The sequence below is a fragment of the Micromonospora sp. CNZ299 genome, from assembly GCF_002754415.1.
The window spans coordinates 5,986,543-6,007,162 of the sequence record NZ_PEFG01000001.1; the positions used below are offsets into that span (position 1 = coordinate 5,986,543).

Genomic DNA, 20,620 nt, shown 5'->3' on the forward strand with positions numbered 1-20,620 from the left:
GCACGGGCTTTCAGCCGTTCTATGGCGGAACCTGGTGTGGGAGGTAGCAATGTTGGAAGTCGCTGTCGTGGCAGATCAGCCGATCTGGCGAGCCGGCCTGGAAAAGCTGGCCGGCGACGATCCGGATCTGCGGATGGTCGCGGCGGTGGCTGCGCTGACGGACCTGCCAGCCGGTGCGACGTACGACCTGGTCGTTCTGGATGCGGCGGAGCCGGATGCGTCGACGCTGGGGCTGGTCCGCGGGGCCACGCCGTTCGGGCATCTGCTCGTCAGCGCGGACTGGACGGGCCGCCCGAAGCTGATGGCGGCGATCCGGGCGGGGGCGCGCGGCTGCGTGAGCCGACTCGCGGAGCAGGAGGCGGTGCGGGAGGCCATGCGGGTGACCGCGCAGGGTGGCTTCTACCTGTGCCCGCGGCTGGCGGACCGGTTCCCGGCCGAGTTGCCGGGTTCTCCCGCCGACGAGCAGGGCGGGCTCGCACCGCGGGAGGTGGAGACGTTGCGGTGGATTGCGTCCGGCTTCACGCATTCGCAGATCGCCACGCGAATGGGCCTTTCCCAGGCAACGGTCAACACGTACGCGAAGCGGATCCGCGCGAAGCTGAACGCCAACAACAAGGCCGAGCTGACCCGCCGCGCGATCGAGCTCGGCCACTTGACGTCCGTCAAGAGCTAGAAGATCGTGCGTCCCATCATCATCAGGTGGCCGAAGACGCCGAAGACGCCCATGGTCAGCGGCGCGATGAGGATCGCCGCGAGGACGCCGAGCGCTTCGGCGCGGCTGCGGCGGATCGGCGGTTTGGGGCCGGGTCCGTGTGGCTTGGCTGGCGGCATGAACACGCTCATCGCGACTCCGGCGGCGATGACGAGCAGTCCCGCCCCGAGCAGGATGACCGCTGCCTCGCCGCCGGAGGTGGCGTACGCGCGGGCTGCGGCGACCAGCAGCCCGAAGACGCCGATGGTTGCCGCCCCGCCGAGAAGGTAGAGCTCGGTGGTGAACGCCGCTCCGCGTGCCCTGACGGCGATGGCGATGCAGATGAAGAGGGCGAGGATCACGGCGAACCAACGTCCGGAGAGGGCCAGCACGGGCATGGCCACGGCGAGGGCGAGGACCGGACCGGCCAGCACGATGGGCAGGATCCGGGCCGAGGTGTGCACCAGCTCGGGGATGGGCCGCGCGGGCGTCCAGGCTGTGATGAGGGCGGCGATGCGGCGGCCGAGGGCCAGCATTCCGGTGGCGACCGCAGCGGCGATCGCGGCGGATTCGACGCTGTCGGCCTCCAGGCCGGCGGTGAGTGCGACGGTCAGACCGCCCGCGAGCAGAGATACCTCGGCCGCGACGAAGATCGTTTCGGGCAGCATCGCGATCGCCATGAGCATCGCGGTGTTGGCCCCGATGGCGGCGCCGCCCCAGGCCCAGTCGCTGCCGCCGAGGCCACGGGCGATGAGAAGACCGGCGCCGGCGAGGCCGGGTACGGCGGTGAGCGCGACGGTCAGCACGAGGCCGACCGGCACCGCGGTCTGGCGTTGGCGCAAACCCCAAGCGGTGCCGAGCAGAGCCATGCTCGCGACGGTGAGCCCCACAGCCGCGCCGGTGTCGGCGCGGTAACGCAGCGAGAGCAGGACGGCCGCCGCGATCAGCAGGATGAGGCCGAGGGCGAGCACGACGGGCCCGGGGTGGACGCTGTTGCGGCGTAGCTGTTCGGTTTCCTCGGCGACGGCCTCGTCGATGTCTTTGACGTCGAGGACGTCGACAGTGCCCCCTGCGAGGTCGTACAGGTAAAGCACCTCGCCGTCGACGACGCCGGCCTGCAGCAGTGCGATGTCGAGGGCGAACGGCCCGGTGTCAGCACGGGCCAGTGACCAGACGGGTGGCAGCTGGTCGGAGCCGCCCTGGCCGCAGAGCTCGGCGAGGCGGGGGGTGTATTCCCCCAGCGGGCTGAGCGACGGCAGGGCGATGTCGACGCTGCGATAGGTGCCCACCACTGTGACACGGGTGTGTTCGTTCGCCATGCGACGGCCTTTCAGTTGACGGGTTCGAGCGCCGGCACGGGAACGGCGGTCTGGATGAGCTGGTTGGGGTGGCCGCGCCGGACCAGGACGCCGCGACCGGGCGGGCGCTGGGCGGCACGTTCGTCGCCGAGAATGACGCCTTCGCGGTGGTCGCCGGAGAGCACGATGCCGCCGCAGCCCATGTCGCGGATGCGGCTGGCGAGCTGGTCGGACATGCCGGAGCGGACCATGCCGGCGACCCGGCGGGCGAGGACGAGGTGCAGGCCGACCTCGCGGGCCTGCGGGACGAACGGTATGAGCGGGGCGAGCACCGCCTGCGGGCCGCCGGCGAGCAGGTCGTAGTCGTCGACGACGACGTAGATTTCCGTGCCTTCCCACCAGTCGCGGGCTTTGAGCTGGGCGGGGGTGATGCCGGGCGGCGGGATCCGGTCCTTGAGTTTGTCGACGACGTTCTGGACGTAGACCCGTGCACTGTCGGCGTCACCGGCGTACGCGCCGAGGTGGTCGGGTCCCACGGCGTCCATGAGCGAGTGGCGGTAGTCGAAGAGGACCACCCGCATGTCGTACGGGGAAATGCGTTCGGTGAGCCCGGTCAGCCACGTACGCAAGAAGGTGCTCTTGCCGGACCCGGCGTCGCCGTAGATGAGGAAGTGCGGGTCGCCGGTGGTGAGGTCGAGCCCGACGGTGCGCAGGTCGTTCTCGGCGACGCCGATCGGCACGGTCTCGGGGGTGGCGGCGGCCAGGGTGGGCAGCTCGGTGACGGTGATGCGCTGTGGCAGCAGCCGGATCGGGGGCGCCGAAGGACCGGTCCAGTGCTCGGCGATCCGGGCGATGACGTCCTCCTGGGCTTCGCGCAGCCCGTCCGCGGAGTCGACGCCGTCGAGGCGGGGCAGCACGAGCTGGAAGTAGATGCCCGGTGCGCTGATGCCTCGGCCCGGCACCCCGGCGGGCACCCGGGCGGCGATGCGGCGGTTGACGTCGGATTCGCTGGGGTCGTTGAGGCGCAACTCCATGCGGGTGCCGATGCTGTCGCGCAGGGCGGGACGGATGTCGTTCCAGCGCCCGGAGGTGAGCACCAGGTGCACTCCGGCGCCCAGGCCGCGCGCGGCGATCTCGTTGACCGCGGCTTCGGCGCCCTCGAACTCGGTGCGCAGCGCACCCCAGTTGTCGATCATCAGGAAGACGTGCGGAGCGCCGAGGTCGGCGAAGGTCTCGATGCCCTTGGCGCGCATGGTGCGTTCCCGTTCGACGATCAGTGCGCGCATCTCGGCGAAGGTGCGGCTGACCAGGTCGGGTTCGGCGCGACCGGCGACGGTGCCGACGTGCGGTGCTGCCGCGTACGGGTGAAGTGTCCCGCCGCCGAAGTCGATGCAGTAGAACCGCATCTCCTCGGGGGTGTGGGTGAGCATTCCGGCGAGCATGATCGTGCGCAGGAGTGAGCTGCGCCCGGTCCGTGGTGCGCCGACGGCGGCGAGGTGCCCGTGAGTGCCGCCGAAGTCCATGACCAGCGTTTCCTGGTCCTGTTTGACTGGCAGGTCGAGCAGGCCGATCGGCACGGCGAGGCGCCCGGACAGCGGCCAGACGTGGGCGGAGTAGCCGCGTTCCTCCTGGACGGAGGGCCGGCCGATCAGGTGGTCGAGGGCGAGCGCGGCGGGCAGCGGCGGCAGCCACACCTGGTGCGCGGGGCTGGTGACCGAGGTCAGCCGGTCCACCAGGATCTTCAGCTCGGTCGGGCCGGGCCGGGCGGTGAGCTGCGACTCGTCGGGCTCCTGCACGTTCGAGGTGTAGGTGCGCAGGTCGAACGGCAGCAGCGCGCCGTCGCCGCGGCCGGCGCTGAACCGTTCCTCAGCGCTGACGTAGGGGGCGGAGACGTGGGCGACGCGGAATCGCTGGTAGATCGACTCGTCCACTTTCAGGTACGCCGAGCCGGGGATCGGGGGGAGTTTGTACGCGTCGGTGGTGCCGATGACCGTTCGGCTCTCGGCGGCGCTGAAGGTGCGCAGGCAGATCCGGTAGGACAGGTGTGAGTCCAGTCCGCGCAGCTTGCCCTCCTCGAGCCGTTGGGTGGCCATGAGCAGGTGCATGCCGAGGCTGCGGCCGACCCGGCCGATCTGGACGAACAGCTCGGCGAACTCGGGGCGCCCGGAGAGCAGCTCGCCGAACTCGTCGACCACGATGAGCAGCGTGGGCAGCGGTTCGAGCGGGGTGCCGTCGAGTGCGGCGGCGCCGGCCGCGCGGCGGATCTGGTATTCGCGGACGGTGTCGACGTTGCCGGCATCACGCAGGATCCGCTGACGGCGCTGCTGTTCGCCCATCAGGGCGGCGAGCACCCGGTCGATCATGGCGGCGTCGTCGGCGAGGTTGGTGATCAGCCCGGAGACGTGGGGCAGGCCCTGCAGCGGCGCGAACGCCGCGCCGCCCTTGAAGTCGATGAGGACGAAGCTGAGAAGCTCCGGCGAGTGGGTCAGCGCGAGGCCGGTCACCAGCGTACGCAGCAACTCGCTCTTGCCGGAGCCGGTGGCGCCGACGATCAGACCGTGCGGCCCGGACCCGCCCTGCGCGGATTCCTTGATGTCAAGCACGACGGTCTGGCCGTCGCCGTCGACCCCGATCGGCGCGCGCAGCATCCGCGGGTCGCCGGCGGTGACCCATCGGCTGGTGACGTCGCCGCGACCGGGGTCGGTGCCGAGGATCATCTCGCTGAGCGAGCGGGTGCGGGTGAGTACCTGTTCGCGTTCGTCGCTGAGCCGCAGCGGCGCGAGGTTGCGCGCGATGAGCTCGGCCACCAACGGCGACACGTCGTCGGGCCGGCAGCGCAGCGCCGGGGTGACGACCAGATCGCGGCGTCCTTCGGTGACCACGTGTCCGGCGTCGTCGAAGCGGATCCGCAGGTCGACCCGGCTGGGTTCGTCCAACTCCCGCTCGCCGCAGAAGATCAGAGTGAGGCCGAGCTGGGGTCCGGCCCCGGCGAGCAGGGCGGCCATCAGGTCGGAGCGGCCCCATTCGGAGAACGGCGCGAATCCGGTGAAGAGCACGACCAACCGGCGCTGCTTGGCGGCGGGGCGATCGCCACTGAACCCATTACGCCGGGTGGTCTGCAGTTCGGTGCGCTGGGTGAGTTCGGCCTGCAGGAAGGTGGTCAGGACGTCGGGGCCCTCGGCGACCAGCGACACCGATCCGCTGTCACTGCGGGCGTCCGGCTCGAAGGTGTGCGGCAACCACTTGGTCCATTCCCAGTGTTCAGAGCTGGCGGTCTCGACCACCAGGGTGACGTCGTCGGGGGCGTGCAGGACGGCGATCTGGCACAGCAGGGCTCGGGTGAGCAGGTCGGTGCGGGCCGGGTCGCCGACGACGCTGATGACTCCAGCGTTGCCGACGTCGATGATCATCGGCTGGTTGTCGAGGTGGCCCATCCGGTCGATCAGGCGGTGCGCCGCCTGCATGGAGTCCCAGTCGTAGTCGCCCAGCGGATCCATCTTGGGGTCGAGCTCGATCGGGGTGGCCAGCCGTACGGCCCCGTGCCCGATCCGGACCCGCAGGAAGTCGGCGTCGTCCTGGCGTCGTTCCCACACGCGGTGCCGGTTGATGCTGATCGACCAGAGCCGCTGCGGGTCGGGGTTGGCGAGCGCCGCGACGGTCCGCTGGGCCTGGGCGACCTCGCGGGCCTGGTCGCGGGCCAGCGCGAGGTGCCGGCGGTAGCGGATGCGCTGCTTGCGGGCGGTGCGGCCGCTGGTGCTGCGCTGCTGCATTCGCATCGCGATGACCGCGCCTGCGGAGGTCACGAAGAACAGCACACCGATGATGATCAGCGCGGGTTTGCCAAACGTGATCATGTACGCGGACATGCCGACGCTGCTCAAGAGCGGCAGAATCAGCGTCCACGCGGAGTTCGCCTGGTTGTCGGTGGGCGGTTCGGGCGGGCTGGGCAGGGTCACCGTCTGCTCCGGCAGCTGCGGCAACAGCATCCGGGCGGGCCGGTGGAAGGCCAGGCGGCTCATCAGGCTCCTCAGCCTCGGACGTCGAAGTCGACGTCGGTCAGGTCGGCGGCTTCCAGCGTGCTGAGCTGTTCGTCACTGGGGTCGTCGAGGGCGCTGATGCGCCCGGCGTGCTGCTCGGTCATCGCCTGGAAGACCTTGCGCGCGTACCGGCCGTTGCCGAAGCCTTCGCCGCGGTCGATGGTGGCGAAGAACTCGGCCAGTCGGTCCTGGGCGCCGTCGGAGAGCCGATAGTCGTGGTCCTTGGCCTGTTTCGCGACGATCCGTGCCATGTCGGCCTCGGAGTAGTCGTCGAAGGTCAGGGTGCGTGAGAACCGGGACGACAGGCCCGGGTTGGCGGCGATGAAGTGACGCATCAGGTCGGGGTAGCCGGCCACGATGACGACGACCTCCTCGCGGTGGTCCTCCATGAGCTTGACCAGCGTGGAAATCGCCTCGCGGCCGAAGTCGCTGCCCTGTCCCTCGGGCACCAGCGCGTACGCCTCGTCGATGAACAGCACCCCGCCGAGCGCTCGCTCGAACGCGGCCTGGGTCTTGGGTGCGGTGTGCCCGACGTACTCGCCGACGAGCATGCCGCGGTCGACCTCGACGAGGTGGCCGCTGCTGAGCATGCCCAGCGCGGCGAGCAGTTGACCGTAGAGCCGGGCGACGGTCGTCTTGCCGGTGCCGGGGTTGCCGGCAAACACCAGGTGCCGGGACATCGGCGGGGGTGCCAGGCCGGCCTCGCGGCGCCGTTTCACCAGGTGCATCAGCTTGACCATCGTCCCGACGTCCTGCTTGACGCGGGTGAGCCCGATCAGCTCGTCGAGTTGGTCGAGCAGCGGCTGCAGCTCGACGGTGTCGGGCTGCAGGGCCATGCCGGCCGCCGAGGTGGCGACCGTCGCCGGGGCAGCGCCCGTCGCCGGAACGGCGACCGAGGGCCAGCGTGCCGCGCCGACCCCCGAGCTGTGACATTCGGTGAAGGTCGCCGATGCCCGGTCGCCCTGGCTGACGTCCTCGTCCGTTTCGCGTACGGCACACCGGTGGAACGCCGGGTCGGCGTCGTCGCCGATGTATATGGCGGGATATCCGGTACGGGAGAACGTCGAGTCGACGATGCTGCCGTGGGCGCCCGCTCCGAAATAGATACCGTTCTTCTTCGTGTCGGTGACCGTCAGTCGCCGCACTGACGGGCGCGCGCCGGTCCAGACAGCTATCCCGCTGCCACCGATCTCGGCGACCTCACAGTCGTCGAGTATCGGCTCGGCGTCGACATCGATGAAGATGCCGGCGGCGCCGCAGCCGCGTACGGCGGTGCGCGTGATCGCCGGCGCGGCACCGGCCGCGACCTCCACTCCGGTCTGGGCGATGTCGCGGATGACGCAGTCCTGCAGCAGCGGCCGGTGCGGGGTGTCGACCCGTACACCGGTGTGGCACCTGGCCACGGTCAGCCCGCGCAGCTGGGCGTCAGCGGTCTCGTCGATCTGGATGCCGCCCAGCTCGGCCCGCTCGACCCGGCCTCCGCGCACGTGCAGGATCGCCGCACCGGAGGCGCGCACGCCCAGCTCGGAGGTGCCCTCGACGGTGACGTCGAGCAGGGTGACCGCCGCCGCGCCGGTCAGGTGCACGGCGGTGAATCCGCAGTTGGTCACGGCGCTGTCGCGCATCAGCAGCCGGCTGGCGCCCACCGCGAAGACGCCGTTGGCGGCAGCGGTGCTCAGCGCGCCGCCGCTCCAGCGAACCTCGGCGTCGTCGAGAAGGGCGAGCCCGGTCTGCACGCTGTCGGTCACTGTGGAATTGCGTACGCCCAGCCGGCTGTGCTGGGTTGCCAGCACCCCGGAGGTGCCGGCCCGGTTGACGGTGGTGTCCACCAGCAGCGCGCCGGACGTGCCGCCGGCGACGAACCCGGCCCCGCCGGTGCGGCTGATCTCGCAGTTACGCACGACGACGCCGGAGCCCTCCGGCGGCTCGGCGATCTCGTGGTCGTCGGCTCGGCCGGGCCGCACGGACGCCCACCAGGCGCGGTCGCCGGGCAGGTTGCCGAGCACGCGGACGCCGTCGCCGCCGACGTCGTGCACCTGGCTGCCGGACAGGCGCAGCACGCTGGCGTCGCGGACCTCGATGCCGGCGTCTGCGGCTCCGCCGATGTCGCAACCGGTGAGCACAGCCGAGGCGTTCCCAGCGAGGCGGACCGCGACCCCCGGGGTGTCGGTGAGCACGGCGTCGGTGAGTGTGAGCACGGCCGACCCGGTCGCGGCCACCGCCGCTCCCGTGACCCGCAGCCGTTCGGCGTCGAGCCTGGCCCCGTCGGCCACGCCCACCGCGACGCCCTCGGCGCCGTCCACCGAGCAGCCGGTCAGCCGGGCCGTGGCACGGCCGGTGAGCTGCACCGACCCGGCGGCGACACGGCTGTCCTCCAGGTTCAGGTGCCCGGAGGTGACTGTGACATCGCCGCGGATCGTCAGGCCGCGCGCGGTGACCGTGCCGGCGCGCACCATCATGGCGGGCCCTTCGGCCGCGACCAGCTCCACCAGACCGTCCACGTTCTCGGCCATGACGGTGACCGTGCCGTCCAACACGAGGCACTCGCGGTAGGTGCCGGCCGCCACCGCCACGACAGTGCCCGGCTTGGCGGCGCGCACGGCCGCACCGATCGTGCGGTGCCGGCTCCACGCCCGGGTGGAGACCCGTTCGATCTTGGCCGCGGCCACCTCAGGACGCACAGTTCGCCCGCACCTGGGCCAGGACGATCCGCGCCTGCTTTGCCCCGGAGGCGTCATGCGCGTCGAGCCGCACGGCGATCTGGTTGCGGTGCACCGGGAAGGTCCCGACGCCGACCCAGGTCCCGGCGGCCTTGCGCTGGTCAACAGTGAAGTTGGCGTACGGCGTGCCGGAGGTCCCGGTGGTGATCGTGTACTTGACGCCGTCGGCGAGTGTGGTTCCGGGCACCGCCGGCACGTAGACGCTGACCTTGCAGGAGGTGATGCGCTCGCCGGTGCTGAACGACCATGTCGCCGTCTGCGGCTGGGTCTGCTCCGCGGTGGGCAGGGGCAGCGTCTGGAACGTGCCGCGGCAGCCGTCCTGCTTCCAGCCGCCGGCGCCGATCGTCCGCCACTGCGCGGTGCGGCCCTGGGCGTCGAACCCGCGGTCGGCACGCGCCTCGCAGTCCCAGCCGGCGACCCCGGTGAAGCCCGCGACCGGCGGGGCCGAGCTGGCCGGTGCCTTGCCCTTGAAAGCCGCCTTCTGGGCGGGGCTCATCGGCTTGACCAGGTGCCAGAACACCCCGACGACGACGGCGCCCACCGCCACCAGCGCGGTCACGGTGATCAGCGTCGGCAGCCGGACGGTCCTCCGCTCACTCGCCGGGCGCTCGGCCGCGTGTTCGACGAAGGCCCGGACGAACTGGCCGCGCCGGCTGAGCTCCTCGGACGCCCGGTGCTCGACGTCCGGCCCGGCCGGATGTTCGGTTCTCGTTGCCCCAGTCATGCTGCTCCGTGCTCGGCTTGCCGGTGTGTAGCTGACCCGGATCATCGCGCACGCTGCGGGGACGCGGCCAAGCCCCGCGAACAGGGGACATGTGCCGGTCCACCCGCGTGGCAGGGTCAAGCAGCGAAGGCTCCAACGGCTGGCGTACCAGCCCGCGCAGTGACGCGCAATGAAGTGGGGCCATTACCGGTGGTAATGGCCCCACTCCATTGTCAATGTGCCTCGCACCCTGTTGGCACTTACCCCGAGTCGAGGCGTCGTGCCACCGCGCGTGTCCTCTGGTGCGTGCTGAACTTCCGCTTCACAGGCGTCACACGATGGAGATCGACCGCACCTGGGTGTTGCCCTTGGTGTCGACGTACACCTTGTAATCGCCGACGGTGTAAGTGCCAGCAGCGTTGTTGTTGATGGTGAACGTGCCCGTCACAGCAGACTCGCTGCCGTCGATGCGGGTCTGCTTCACCGTGATGGTCAACTCGTTGGTGTTGCCCTTCAGCTTCTTGACCACGGCCGACGGCTTCGCGTCAACGGCCGCGTTGGCGACCGTCACGTAGACGGCGTCGGGTGACGAGAACTCCGCGTTCTTCTGCCCATCACCGAACACGAAGAAGCCCCGCTGTTCGACGGCACCGCGCCCCGGGAACGGATCCGGGTTGGAGGCCAGGTACGTCGGGTTGAGTTTGTACAGGTCCGTCTTGGAATCCGCGAGGACGGGCTTCACCCCGGCGTACGGCGCATCGGTGACCGCGAGGTTGACCGACAGGTAGATGGCGTTGGGGTTGGTGGCCGAGATGCGCGAGGAGAAGTACTTGTCCGCGCTCTGCCCCGCAGGAACGGCCAGCGGCACAACCGCCCCGCCGACGAGGATGTTGAACTGGAAGCCGCCGTAGCCTCCGGCGACGAACTTCGCCCAAGCCGCGTCCGACATGTGGTCGGGGCGCTCCACCTTGAACTCCAGACGCATCGGCGCCACGTACGAGTTGTTCAGGTACTCGGCGTCGTTGAGGGGCAGGTAGACCCCTCCCGGCTCGTGGCCCAGTGCGAAGGCCGCCTGCGTCGGGGCCGTGTTGCCGCGCCCGTTCCACATCGGGATGTTGAACGAGGTGGCGCCGAGCAGTGCCTGGTTGCCCAGCTGGTTCGCGCCGACAGTCGGCGACGCGTCCTTGTAGGTTCCGATCGTGACGTCGAGCAGGTCGAGGTCCGCGCGGTCGGCGTTCAGCCCCGGCATGTCCGCCCACATGAACTTGGCGCCGGCGGGCCCGGAGTAGCGGGCCATCTCCAACATGCCATCGGCCATGATCTTTGTCATCTGCACTGCCGAGTCGACCTTCATCCGCTCGTTGGCCGTGTGCCACCAGCGCTCGTTACCCGGGATGACGGCGCCGAAGGCAGTCATCTTGTTGCGGAAGTTGCTGGCCAGCGTGCCACCGGTGGTGCCCTGTGGGTACACCACGTCCCGGAGGGAATACGGATCCGCGAACTCCTGCGGGCTGTGGTCGATGGAGGCCTGGTAGCTCCCGAACTGAAGAGCCGTCAGCGGGTTGTCGTGAGTGACGTACAACCCGGCGCCGATGGGCGAGCCAAGGCTGCCGATGGTGAACCCCTTCGACTGGAAGGCGTCCGTGACCGCCGCCGTCGCCTGGCCGGAGTCAGCCGCGTTGAGGTGCATGCTGCGCACGTACATCGGCATGCTGAGGCTGCCGGAGGCGTCCGTGTAGAAGCGCGTCGGGGTCTCTGAATTGATGTTTCCCATGAGGGCGAAGGTCAGGTTCGGCGTGCCGTTGCTCGCGTTGCGCAACAGGTTCGCCGGGATGCCCATGTACTTCCCGATGTAGGCCTCGCCTTCGACACCGTCGCGGAAGAACAGGTCGGCGATGCCGTCGGCGGCCTTCTTCAACTGCATGTCGGCGGCCGTGTCTCCCAAGGAGCCGAGCCCCTTGGAGAGGAGGAACATCCCCCACACGACGGCGTTCTTGCCGTACTGCGGGGTCGGCATCTCCATCGCCACATCGGTGTTGATCTCCAGCGTCAGCGAGTCGCCGCTGATCGTGGTCTGAACCTTGGGCGTGGTGCCGGAAGCAGCCGGGAGCCAACCCTTCGTGGTCGCGGCGGCGACGATCGCCGACACGAACCGGTCGCGCTCGGCGGAGCCGGCCCCCGCCACGTCGAGGGTGAAGATCGCCCGCGAGGCGATCTGCGTGGTGCTGCCGTAGGCGATGTCCTTGAGCGTCGGGTCACCTTCGCGCACTGTGACGCCGGCCGTGGCATCCGTCAGCCGGAAGGCCTTGGCGCTGTCCGCGGACAAGCTCATCGACACCGCCGGGGTCACCGATCCGGAGTTGCCGACGATGACCGGGAACCGCGAGTCGGAGGTGTAGGCCGCGATCGGGGTTTCTTCCCGATTGAGGTTCTTGTAGGCCCAGTTGTCGTAGAAGCTCGGGTTCGAGTTGTACGGGATGGACTGGAAATTGGCGGTGTTCGCCGCCGTGGGCGTGCCGGGACCGCCGTCTTCGTAGATTCCCATGACGATGCGGATGCGTCGGTCGAGGGGCAACCCCGCCTTGAGCAGCGCCTTGGCCGCGAGCAGCGTCGCCAGCGTCGGACCGCTGTCGTCCTGAATGCCCGCCCCGTAGACCCAGCCGTCCTGGACATAGGGCGAGTGGTAGGCACCAGGAGTGCCGAGGTTGCCGTCGGCGTCCCGCCAGCGCGCCAGCTGCGCCGGCGAAACGGAAGACGTCGGCGAGTCGAGGTGACTCAACGCCATGACCATTTCCGGGGCGTCCGGGTCACCGATCTCCGCGTAGACGTACTTGTCGGCTTGGCGTTGGACGACCACCGGGAAACCCAGGTCAGTGGCCAGCTTGACCACCCAGGCGAGCTTGGCGACCTTGCGGTCGTACTCGTTCTGGTTGGCTTCGGTGTTGCTGACCGGGAAGGGGTACTCCGTCGCGGCCGTGCCGCCCCGGGAGATGGAGTCGTAGCTGGACCCGTCGAGCATCGCCCCGACCAGACTGAGCGGGTTGTAGGTGCCGTCCCCCGCCCGCGCGCTGCTGACTCGTCCAGCCAACGCCTCGACTTCCGCGTGGATCGCGTCGCGCTCGGCGTCGGTCACCGACAGGTCGTAGGTGACACTCGGCTGGAAGCGCTTTTCGCCGGAGCTGGTCGGGGACGCGCTTGCCGGGGGCGCAACGGTCGCCACGAGGGTCACGGCGAGCAGGACGGACAAGGTTAAAGTCGGTCTATCTCTCATGGAAACTCCAGAACAGGGGGAAGATCAGTAGCGACAGCACACACCAGCCGCGCCGCCAGTGGCCCTCCGAGTGGGATATCTTGAGGATCATCTGAGAATCCGCCGGTGCCGTCAGCACAGCTGCAGCCGGGACGGCGCCCAGCACGGTGACCTCGACCAGGGAAACATCGCGACCAAACCGGCGGGCGGTTCTTCTGCGATCACCGCGGCAGGCCGAGCGCGCGCAGAACGGCGGACTGCTTTGTGTCGGTTGGCCGTGGGAGACTCTCGCGCCGTGGACGTTGACGAGTTGTGGGCGGTCGTGGAGTCGGCCAGGGCGGGTCTCGACGGGCGGACCGGCGACGACGGTGAGGCGGTTGCCGCGGCGCTGGTGACGCGCTTGGCCGCAACATCATCGGAGCGCATCCTCGAGTTCCAGGAGCTGTTCGATCAGCTCCATGACGCCCTCTACCGCTGGGACGTGTGGGCGGCTGCATACCTGATCGGCGGAGGATGCTCGGACGACAGCTTTATCGATTTCCGGGCGGGAGTCATCGCGCTAGGGCGCGAGTGGTATGAGCGCGTCCTGGCCTCCCCCGACGGACTGGCTGACCATCCCGTGGTACGACAAGCGGCGGCCGAGGAAGACGACGGCGCGTTGTTTGCCGAGTCGGTGAACTACGTAGCCAGCAAGGCCTACGAGCAGGTCACGGAGGGTGATGACGACGAGTTCTACGAAGCGATGAAGGCTCGCGAACAAGTTGCGGTCGGCATCGACGAGGCCCGCGAGCCCGACATGGGTGAGGACTTTGACTTCGACAACGATGACGAGATGCGGACGCGGCTACCCCGGATGGCCGAGCTGCTCCTCGATCCCCCGTACTCCGCGACGCCGACCCCACCGACAAGGCTGAGGTCTGTCGGCAACTCGGTCTCCGGCTGACCTGCCAGCCCGAAACGCAGACGGTGCGCGCTGAAGTTGATCTCAGCACGCACCGTGGAGCAAATATCTGGTGTCCGAGGGGCAACACGACCCATTGCCCCACCGCCGATGACGCTCAGCGCAACTCTGAAGCTCGCGCAAGTCTAGCTGTGCTGGTGACCTCTTTGGCGGAGCCGAAGAGGTCACCAACCGAAAATCCCTGTTCAGGGCATTGCCCGTGGGATCGGCGTCCTAAGGGATGTCTCGTAACTGGGTGAAGGCTTTGCCCGGCGACGAACCGGTGGTCAGCCGGCGAGGATGATGTTGTGGAGGTTGGCGATGCCGGAAGCGGCGTCGGCCAATGTGTGGCCGGCGCGGCGGTAGTCGCGCAGGATGAGGGCTTCCTTCCAATCCGGCAGATCACTGCCGTGAGACGGCTTGCGGTACACCATGATCACCTCGGGGTGGCACACCTGATCACCACGATTCGACCCGTCGGCCACATCCATCGATGGTCACGATGGCGACGACACCAGTACCGCACCAAAACGGCCCACTACCAGCGAAGACCCCGACTCCACCAGGTGCGGCTGGAGTACCGAGCGCGGTTCAGCACCAGAACGCATGACGCCGTGGTCGAGTGGCGATGATGTTGTGGTCAACCGCGCGGCGCTCGTTCCGCAGGAGCGTCGCGACGCCGAGCTGCACGGCTCGGCGGTGCGGGGATGGTGCCGTCAGCACGAGTCGTGGCCGCCGCAGTCGCAGCCGCAGCCTTGGATTTGCGGCGGTGGAGCGTGAGAGTCATGACCAGCACGACCAGCGCTCCGACGATCAGCCCGAGGATCGCGCTGGCCACCGTGTTGACGAGCCAGCCGACGAGCCCGCCGAGAACACCCGTGGCGTCGTGGGCGGCGACCTCCACGTCATGCACGGCCTCGTACAGGAAGTGCAGGTTCAGCTCGTGCGTGCCTAGCAGCAGGATGTGCCCGCCCACCCACAGCATCGCCGCGGTGCCGACTACCGTCAGCACGGTGAGGACAACCGGCATCGCCCTCACCAGACCGCGGCCGAACGTCGCGACGGCGCCGGAACGTTGCGACAGGCGCAGCCCGGCGTCGTCCATCTTTACGATCAGGGCCACCACGCCGTACACCAGGACGGTTATGACGACGGCGACGACAGCCAGGATCGCCAGGCGGGACCAGAACGCCTCATCGATCACCTCGTTAAGGCTGATGACCATGATCTCCGCCGAGAGGATCAGGTCGGTTCGTACCGCCCCAGACACCAGTGTCGTCTCGTCCTGCACCTTCTCCTCGCCCGCGCCGGAGGCACCGTGATGGGCGATCTTGGCCCACACCTTCTCCGCGCCTTCATAACAGAGGTAGGCGCCGCCGAGCATGAGGATCGGAGTGAGCAGCCAAGGCACGAACTGACTGAGCAGCAGCACCGCCGGCAGGATGATGAAGAACTTGTTGCGCAGTGACCCCACGGCAATTCGCTTGATAATCGGCAACTCGCGCTCGGCCGCCAGGCTCCGCACGTACTGCGGCGTGACGGCAGCATCGTCGACGACGACGCCCGCGGCCTTGGCGCCGGCCTTCGCGGCGGCCGCCCCGATGTCATCGATCGACGCGGCAGCGGCACGGGCCAGCACCGCCACGTCATCCAGCAGGGCTACGAGTCCACCGGCCAAGGGAGGGTCCTTCCAGGGTTGCGGGTCGAACTGGCCCATTCTCGCTCAGGTCCCTGCGCGCGGCACGCCACCGCCCGGTCGCATATCGGGCGAGAGCTCGAGGTGAGCGACTATCGCGCTCGGCCGACGGCCCGCCACCGCCGCGCCCGGGTCATCACCTGGCGCTAGCTCACCGACGGTCGTGCACGTCGACCAGGAATGGAACTACCAGATCACCGTCCTCGCCCTCGACTTCGAGACGTTCCTGGTCGGCCTCGTCCACGAAACCGACTTTGATGGGGACGATTGATCGCCCGGTCGGCACCTACCCCAGCGATCCTGAGTGCAGAGTCTGACCCGTCACTGACGCCTTCGATCGCCGAAGAGGTCTTCAGCCTAAAGGGCCTGGTCAAGGCGCTCCCCGTGGGATCGGTGTCTCGGATGACGGAACTGCGGCGGACTCACGCAAGCTCACCCGCAACGCTCCGGAAGTGCGCTGGGCAAGGACCATTGCTCGGCCAGTCTCGGATTGCGCAACAGGGCCATGGCGGTCTCGGCGGCGTCCAGGAACGCGGGTCGGATCATCGAGTGCACGTGATGCGAGCACAGGAACCCTTGTCATCCCCGCACGCGTCGGCGGTGAGCGGCTCCCCGTTGCGAGTGCGTGATCATCGGCAGATCAGGATGGCGGCCTGGGCTGGCGGCCAGGAAAGATCAAGCCATGGGGCACAGGTCTGCCAGGTGGACATGGTCGAAAGTCAGCACGATTCATGGGGTCCGTGGTGGGGACGCCGTCGGGTGTGCCGGCGAGATCTCCTACTACAGGTACCGCCTTTACGCGCCCTCCGACAGGTCCTACGAGCGCTGCGTCGGCTTGGCGTGGTGCTCGAACTGCCGCGAGTACTCCAGTGCCATGGTGTTCGTGCCGCGGAACGAACGCCTCCGGGACCTGCTTGCCGATCTGCCGACGCCCGAGCGTGAGAGGCTTGCTCGCAGCGAGGTGAAGCTACTCGATTTCCTTGATCGCCTCGCCCGGCGAGGAATCTGGGCGACACGCCAGCCGTGATCGGCGGACGAACTAGCGGCGCACTCAATTTGACATGAGCGGAAGCCGCCCTACCGCCTCTACGGGACGCCAACGCTGACGCCTTCGGGCCCACCGAAGAGGTCACCGCCGCCCAGGACCAGGCGGTACTCCTTGCCATTGTTTGATTGCCACTCAGACGCACGACCTGGAGACGTCCCCTTTCTGGCAACTCTCGTTGCTCGGGCCAGTGCGCTGTACCACCGCCGGGCGGTGGTATGGCATGGTGACCGGATGATCGACAGCCATGGGGCGTTGGAGGCTGTGGTCCGGCACGCCATGGAGCTTGAGGACGATTACGACGACATCGCGCCGACCGTCACGGCCCTGGCCGCATCCGGGGACACGACCTTGGTACCCCGGCTGCGGGAGGTGCTGGACCGGTTCCTCGACGAGGGAAACTTCTACGGCCGAGATCTGATTGCCGGTGTCTTGGCTGGCATCGAGGGCGTGGCGGCGTTGCCGGTACTGCTACGCGCTTCGGCGCGCGGTCTCGGGGACGACCAAGACAGTCTCCAGGCCGAGATCATCGAGCTGCTGCACGCAGACCGGGCGACCAGCCGGTGTGTGGTGCGTAATTTCGCCACGGGTGATACGCCGGAGCTGCGCCGTGTTGGGCTGTGGGCGCTCGGGTTCGTGGTCGAAGCACAGGATGTCGAGCTGCTCGCTGCGGCCGTGACCGACGCCGACCCGGAGATCAGGTCCATGGCGGTGGGCTCGATCCCTGACCCAGCCGGCGACGACTGGGCATTCGGCGCGCTCGTTCTGGCGTTGCGTGACCTGAACGAGCAGGTCCGGGTGTCGGCCGCGAGCAGGCTTGGCTACACCGGCCGGGTTGACGCGGTCGCACCGCTCGTTGCCCTCGCCGCCGACCCGACACCGCGAGTACGGTCCATGGTCGCCTACGCACTCGGGCGACTCGGCAGTCACGAGGCGACCCCGGCCCTGCAACGGCTCCTCCAGGACCCCGATCGGCCCGTCCGCGAGAACGCTGCGGAAGCCCTCGGCTCGGTCGGCGGGCCAGCGGCGGTCGATGCACTGCTGGTGCTGGCTGCCGACCAAGACCCACAACTGCGAGTCCAAGCCGCCAAAGCGCTCGCGACGGCGGCCGACTCGGATCCCCGCGTGGCGCCGCAACTCACGATGCTGGCACGAGACGGCGAGGCCGCAGTACGAGCGGCCACCCTCAGCGGACTCGCCAGCGCCGACGGCAGGCCATCCCACCGGGGGCGACTCCTGGTCGAATTGGCGGACGACCCAGATCCAATGGTCCGTCAGCGCGTCGCGGTCGTGGCACGACACCTCGCGCCCAACGCTGCCCCGGACATCCTCCACCGGTATACCCGCGACCCTAACCAGACCCTGCGTCGACTTGCCGCCACCGAACTGGACCGACTGACCAATCCCACCGCTCGCTGACCCGGCAGCCCACAGTCAGCGATCCGCTGGCGAGACCGTCGTGGACGTTCCCGCGAGGCTGTCCGCCCGGGCCCGGGTGTTCGCCACCGGCCAGGGCCGCAAGACCGACCCGGTCGGCGCCCGCAGCGTCTCTGTGGTCGCTCTGCAGACTGAAGGGCTGCGGCTGCCATTGGTGGGGCACGGGTGTCGGGCACACTGATCGCATGGACGTCCCGTACCCGTGTGTCTGTTGCGGCTACCGCACGTTGGGGGATCCGCCGGGCTCACATGAAATCTGCCGGGTGTGCCGATGGGAAGACGATGTTTACCAGTTACGTTGGCCGTACCGGGAAGACGGTGCGAACAAATCCTCATTGATTGAAGCGCAACGCAACTTCGGCCTGTATGGCGCCTGTGACGAGGACAGCCTCGTTGAGAACCGAGCCGACCCGGCCGACTACGACCGAGAACCGCACTGGCGGACGATCGACCTTCAACGGGACCGCTTTGAGCCAGGCGGTGGCGCCCTGGCGGCTTGGCCGGATGATCGGACCGTCCTGTATTGGTGGCGCCGACGCACGGGCCAGACTTGGTGGGACGACGTGCAGGCCGTCGGTCTCCCCGAGCCGCCAGTTGACGACGCCGATCCAACCGGCTTCGCCGAGGCAGTCCGCGCAGTCGCATCCGTGGCAACCCCGGCCGATCCGGACAATCTCTCGGGCATGTCGATCGATTTCGACCACTACCTGTTCCGGTGCCCTTCGATCCGGGAAGTGACCGTGACGACAGGCCCCGACCCTGCCCAACAGATCACGGCTGCCTGTATCGCCGAACCGGCGGCATCACCGATGCGTGTCGCGGGAGAGGTCAAGGAAACCTGGCTACGCGACCTGCGGTACCGCCACTGGGAAGTCCACCGGTTACGCACCACGGCGACGACCGTCGAACTCGACGTTGCCACCCGCGTCGATCAAATCGGTTACTACATCACCGGGCTGATCGTCGTGCGGTGGCCGCCCGGTCGAGGCGGGGACTGTTGGTGACAGCGGGCTCGCGCAATGTTCGTCCGCTCGCGAATTCCGATAGAGACGCTGTCGGCAGCCGCTCTTTGACATGTGCGGGCACTGCCCTACCGCTTCCGCGGGAGCGCCAGCGCTGACGCCTTCGGATCTGTCGAAGAGGTCGCTAGCCTGAAGGGCCTGCTCAGGACGTTGCCCGTGGGATAGGTGTCTGAGATGACGGGCCTGCGGCGGACCTCAGTCCGCTGACTCACGACGCTGGTTGGGGAGCCCGTGCAGTCGGGTGCGCACCACCAGGTCGTGCAGGGCGTCCACGGCTGCCGGATCTGCGCGATCGGGCAACACCGAGATGTCCCGGGCCGTCTCCAACTCGGCGTGCAGCCGCGACACGTCGGTGGCGAGCCAACCTGCAACGCCCGCGGGGAGCGGGCCATGCTCGGCCTCCCGTTTGGCGGCAATGAGATCCGGTACGTACGACAACCTCGTTCCGAGCACGGCAAGGTTCGTCTCTACGCGGCCGGTGCGCATCAGGTGGATCCCGGTGAGCAGGACCCGCAGCGTGTACAGCGCAGGCTTGAGCTGCCCGGTTTTGGCGTACAACTTTTCCTGGGTGGCCGCGAATCCGAGGTAGTGGTGCGCATGGTGACGGGTGACCAGCCGCGGGGCCAAGGAAATGAGTTCGGCGTGCACCGCGGTGGTCACAACCACCAGCGGTGACAACAGCTGCTCCAGGACGTACCCGTTGCGGCCGTTGAACAGCTTGACGAACTTCAGCAGATCGTGGCTGACCACGTCCAACTCGACACCGTCGCGCACGCCCATGTGCTGCAACGTCTGCGGACCGGTGCGCAACCCGACGACCTCCTCAGCCGGGAGCAGGTGCACGGCCCGCAAATCCAGATCGGAGTCGATGGATGCGAATCCGTACAGATGCGCACCGCTGACGGTGGCGAACAGCAGGGGACGAGGCAGGGTGCAGGCTGCCTCGGCGGCCCACGGCGGCACCTCGGTGGTCACTACAGGTTCCTTTCCCGTACGGCCGTGAGCAGCCGATCCACGTCAGCCCGGTCGGGCTGATCAGGCAACACGGTGCTGGCGGTCGCGTCGGCGAGCTCAACCAGTAGATCCGCCGTCCAAGCGGCGACCTCATCCCAGGGCAGCTCGCCGCGCCGCACCGCGAGCAGCCGGTCACGCAGGTGACGAACGTCGACCAGCACCTCCCCGGTCCGAAGCACATGCGCCCCGGCGACCAGCAGCCGGATCATATGCATGGCCTGCTTGTGATTCGTCTCGCCGGTGCGCTCGCGGCGGGCCGCCACTCGTTTGAGCTGATCCCGGGCGTAGTTGCCGTAGGTCTCCGCCACCCGCCTCGACAGGAACGCCTGCCGTGCCGCCAGCAACCACTCCCCGTCGGGGGTAATCGTCTCGACCAGCGGAGACCAGAGCACCTCCAGGACTGTCGGGTTGCCCTGCAGGGCCAGGACGCAGAAGCGTTCGAACTCCCAGGAGAACTGCTCCACCGCCGGACCGTCGAGGTGCGTGGGCGGCTTGTCGAGGTGCCAGAACGCCCGTGTGGGCGCCACATACACACCACGCCGGTCGTAGTCGGAGGCCAGGTCATGCAGCCCGTACGCCCGCGACCCGACCACAACGGCGAGAACCGTATGCCGCTCGACAAGCTCGATCACGCCCGGGACGCTACCCAATCACCGCCCTGCACACGTCACCCTTTTCGAGCACTCCGCGTCCGTGAGGTTCGGCTCTTCGACGACGCCACCACGGTGATGCGTGCGCTGGGCACATGGTTCGGCCAACCGGCCTGA

Annotated in this window: 13 protein-coding genes and 1 pseudogene; 5 read left to right on the plus strand and 9 right to left on the minus strand. The window is 68.7% G+C overall.

The window, feature by feature from the left end:
* Positions 1–49 precede the first annotated feature (49 nt).
* Positions 50–673 (plus strand): response regulator transcription factor, encoded by a 624-nt coding sequence (locus CLT68_RS32950; protein WP_158240944.1) that lies wholly within the window; start codon positions 50–52, stop codon positions 671–673.
* Here CLT68_RS32950 and CLT68_RS27295 read toward each other — a convergent pair.
* From CLT68_RS27295 to CLT68_RS27315, 5 genes are all read right to left on the minus strand, one after another.
* Positions 670–2,010: an EsaB/YukD family protein gene (locus tag CLT68_RS27295; RefSeq protein WP_099855213.1), complete on the minus strand. Its 1,341-nt coding sequence runs from the start codon at positions 2,008–2,010 to the stop codon at positions 670–672. The two genes, CLT68_RS32950 and CLT68_RS27295, sit on opposite strands and share 4 nt — an antisense overlap.
* An 11-nt stretch (positions 2,011–2,021) precedes the next feature.
* On the minus strand, positions 2,022–6,008 hold the full coding sequence (eccCb, locus tag CLT68_RS27300; protein ID WP_099855215.1) for a type VII secretion protein EccCb: 3,987 nt from the start codon (positions 6,006–6,008) through the stop codon (positions 2,022–2,024).
* A gap of 8 nt (positions 6,009–6,016) precedes the next feature.
* Positions 6,017–8,707: a right-handed parallel beta-helix repeat-containing protein gene (locus tag CLT68_RS27305; protein WP_143743265.1), complete on the minus strand. Its 2,691-nt coding sequence runs from the start codon at positions 8,705–8,707 to the stop codon at positions 6,017–6,019.
* On the minus strand, positions 8,697–9,470 hold the full coding sequence (locus CLT68_RS27310; protein ID WP_099855219.1) for a golvesin C-terminal-like domain-containing protein: 774 nt from the start codon (positions 9,468–9,470) through the stop codon (positions 8,697–8,699). The genes CLT68_RS27305 and CLT68_RS27310 overlap by 11 nt, the downstream gene beginning before the upstream one ends.
* Positions 9,471–9,780: 310 nt before the next feature.
* Positions 9,781–12,720, minus strand: coding sequence for a M20/M25/M40 family metallo-hydrolase (locus tag CLT68_RS27315; RefSeq protein WP_099855221.1), 2,940 nt, complete (start codon positions 12,718–12,720; stop codon positions 9,781–9,783).
* Between the two features lie 274 nt (positions 12,721–12,994).
* Here CLT68_RS27315 and CLT68_RS27320 point away from each other — a divergent pair, with 274 nt between their 5' ends.
* Positions 12,995–13,642, plus strand: coding sequence for a DUF4240 domain-containing protein (locus CLT68_RS27320; protein ID WP_099857712.1), 648 nt, complete (start codon positions 12,995–12,997; stop codon positions 13,640–13,642).
* Positions 13,643–13,926: 284 nt separating this feature from the next.
* Here the strand turns inward: CLT68_RS27320 and CLT68_RS27325 are convergent, their stop codons facing one another.
* Positions 13,927–14,130 carry a hypothetical protein gene (locus tag CLT68_RS27325; protein WP_425888082.1) on the minus strand — a complete coding sequence of 68 codons (204 nt, stop codon included), beginning with the start codon at positions 14,128–14,130 and terminating at the stop codon, positions 13,927–13,929.
* Positions 14,131–14,279: 149 nt separating this feature from the next.
* Positions 14,280–15,356: a DUF808 domain-containing protein gene (locus tag CLT68_RS27330; RefSeq protein ID WP_425888083.1), complete on the minus strand. Its 1,077-nt coding sequence runs from the start codon at positions 15,354–15,356 to the stop codon at positions 14,280–14,282.
* A gap of 115 nt (positions 15,357–15,471) precedes the next feature.
* Between CLT68_RS27330 and CLT68_RS27335 the strand changes: the two are divergent.
* From CLT68_RS27335 to CLT68_RS27355, 3 genes and pseudogenes are all read left to right on the plus strand, one after another.
* Positions 15,472–15,606, plus strand: a pseudogene (locus CLT68_RS27335) (SMI1/KNR4 family protein); the annotation flags it as partial.
* 1,008 nt (positions 15,607–16,614) lie between these two features.
* On the plus strand, positions 16,615–17,799 hold the full coding sequence (locus CLT68_RS27345; protein ID WP_099855225.1) for a HEAT repeat domain-containing protein: 1,185 nt from the start codon (positions 16,615–16,617) through the stop codon (positions 17,797–17,799).
* Between the two features lie 203 nt (positions 17,800–18,002).
* Positions 18,003–18,821: a CPCC family cysteine-rich protein gene (locus CLT68_RS27355; RefSeq protein WP_099855227.1), complete on the plus strand. Its 819-nt coding sequence runs from the start codon at positions 18,003–18,005 to the stop codon at positions 18,819–18,821.
* A 213-nt stretch (positions 18,822–19,034) separates the two neighbouring features.
* Here the strand turns inward: CLT68_RS27355 and CLT68_RS27360 are convergent, their stop codons facing one another.
* Positions 19,035–19,814 (minus strand): DNA polymerase beta superfamily protein, encoded by a 780-nt coding sequence (locus CLT68_RS27360; protein ID WP_099855229.1) that lies wholly within the window; start codon positions 19,812–19,814, stop codon positions 19,035–19,037.
* Positions 19,814–20,485, minus strand: a complete 672-nt coding sequence (locus tag CLT68_RS27365) for a DNA polymerase beta superfamily protein (protein WP_099855231.1) — start codon at positions 20,483–20,485, stop codon at positions 19,814–19,816. The genes CLT68_RS27360 and CLT68_RS27365 overlap by 1 nt, the downstream gene beginning before the upstream one ends.
* Positions 20,486–20,620 lie beyond the last annotated feature (135 nt).

Excerpts from the sequence above, each read along its gene's own strand:
- CLT68_RS27345 (WP_099855225.1), top strand. The coding sequence starts at position 16,615 with ATGATCGACAGCCATGGGGCGTTGGAGGCTGTGGTCCGGCACGCCATG.
- CLT68_RS27310 (WP_099855219.1), bottom strand. The coding sequence starts at position 9,470 with ATGACTGGGGCAACGAGAACCGAACATCCGGCCGGGCCGGACGTCGAG.
- CLT68_RS27355 (WP_099855227.1), top strand. The coding sequence starts at position 18,003 with ATGGACGTCCCGTACCCGTGTGTCTGTTGCGGCTACCGCACGTTGGGG.
- eccCb (WP_099855215.1), bottom strand. The coding sequence starts at position 6,008 with ATGAGCCGCCTGGCCTTCCACCGGCCCGCCCGGATGCTGTTGCCGCAG.
- CLT68_RS27315 (WP_099855221.1), bottom strand. The coding sequence starts at position 12,720 with ATGAGAGATAGACCGACTTTAACCTTGTCCGTCCTGCTCGCCGTGACC.
- CLT68_RS32950 (WP_158240944.1), top strand. The coding sequence starts at position 50 with ATGTTGGAAGTCGCTGTCGTGGCAGATCAGCCGATCTGGCGAGCCGGC.
- CLT68_RS27330 (WP_425888083.1), bottom strand. The coding sequence starts at position 15,356 with ATGGGCCAGTTCGACCCGCAACCCTGGAAGGACCCTCCCTTGGCCGGT.
- CLT68_RS27295 (WP_099855213.1), bottom strand. The coding sequence starts at position 2,010 with ATGGCGAACGAACACACCCGTGTCACAGTGGTGGGCACCTATCGCAGC.
- CLT68_RS27325 (WP_425888082.1), bottom strand. The coding sequence starts at position 14,130 with ATGGATGTGGCCGACGGGTCGAATCGTGGTGATCAGGTGTGCCACCCC.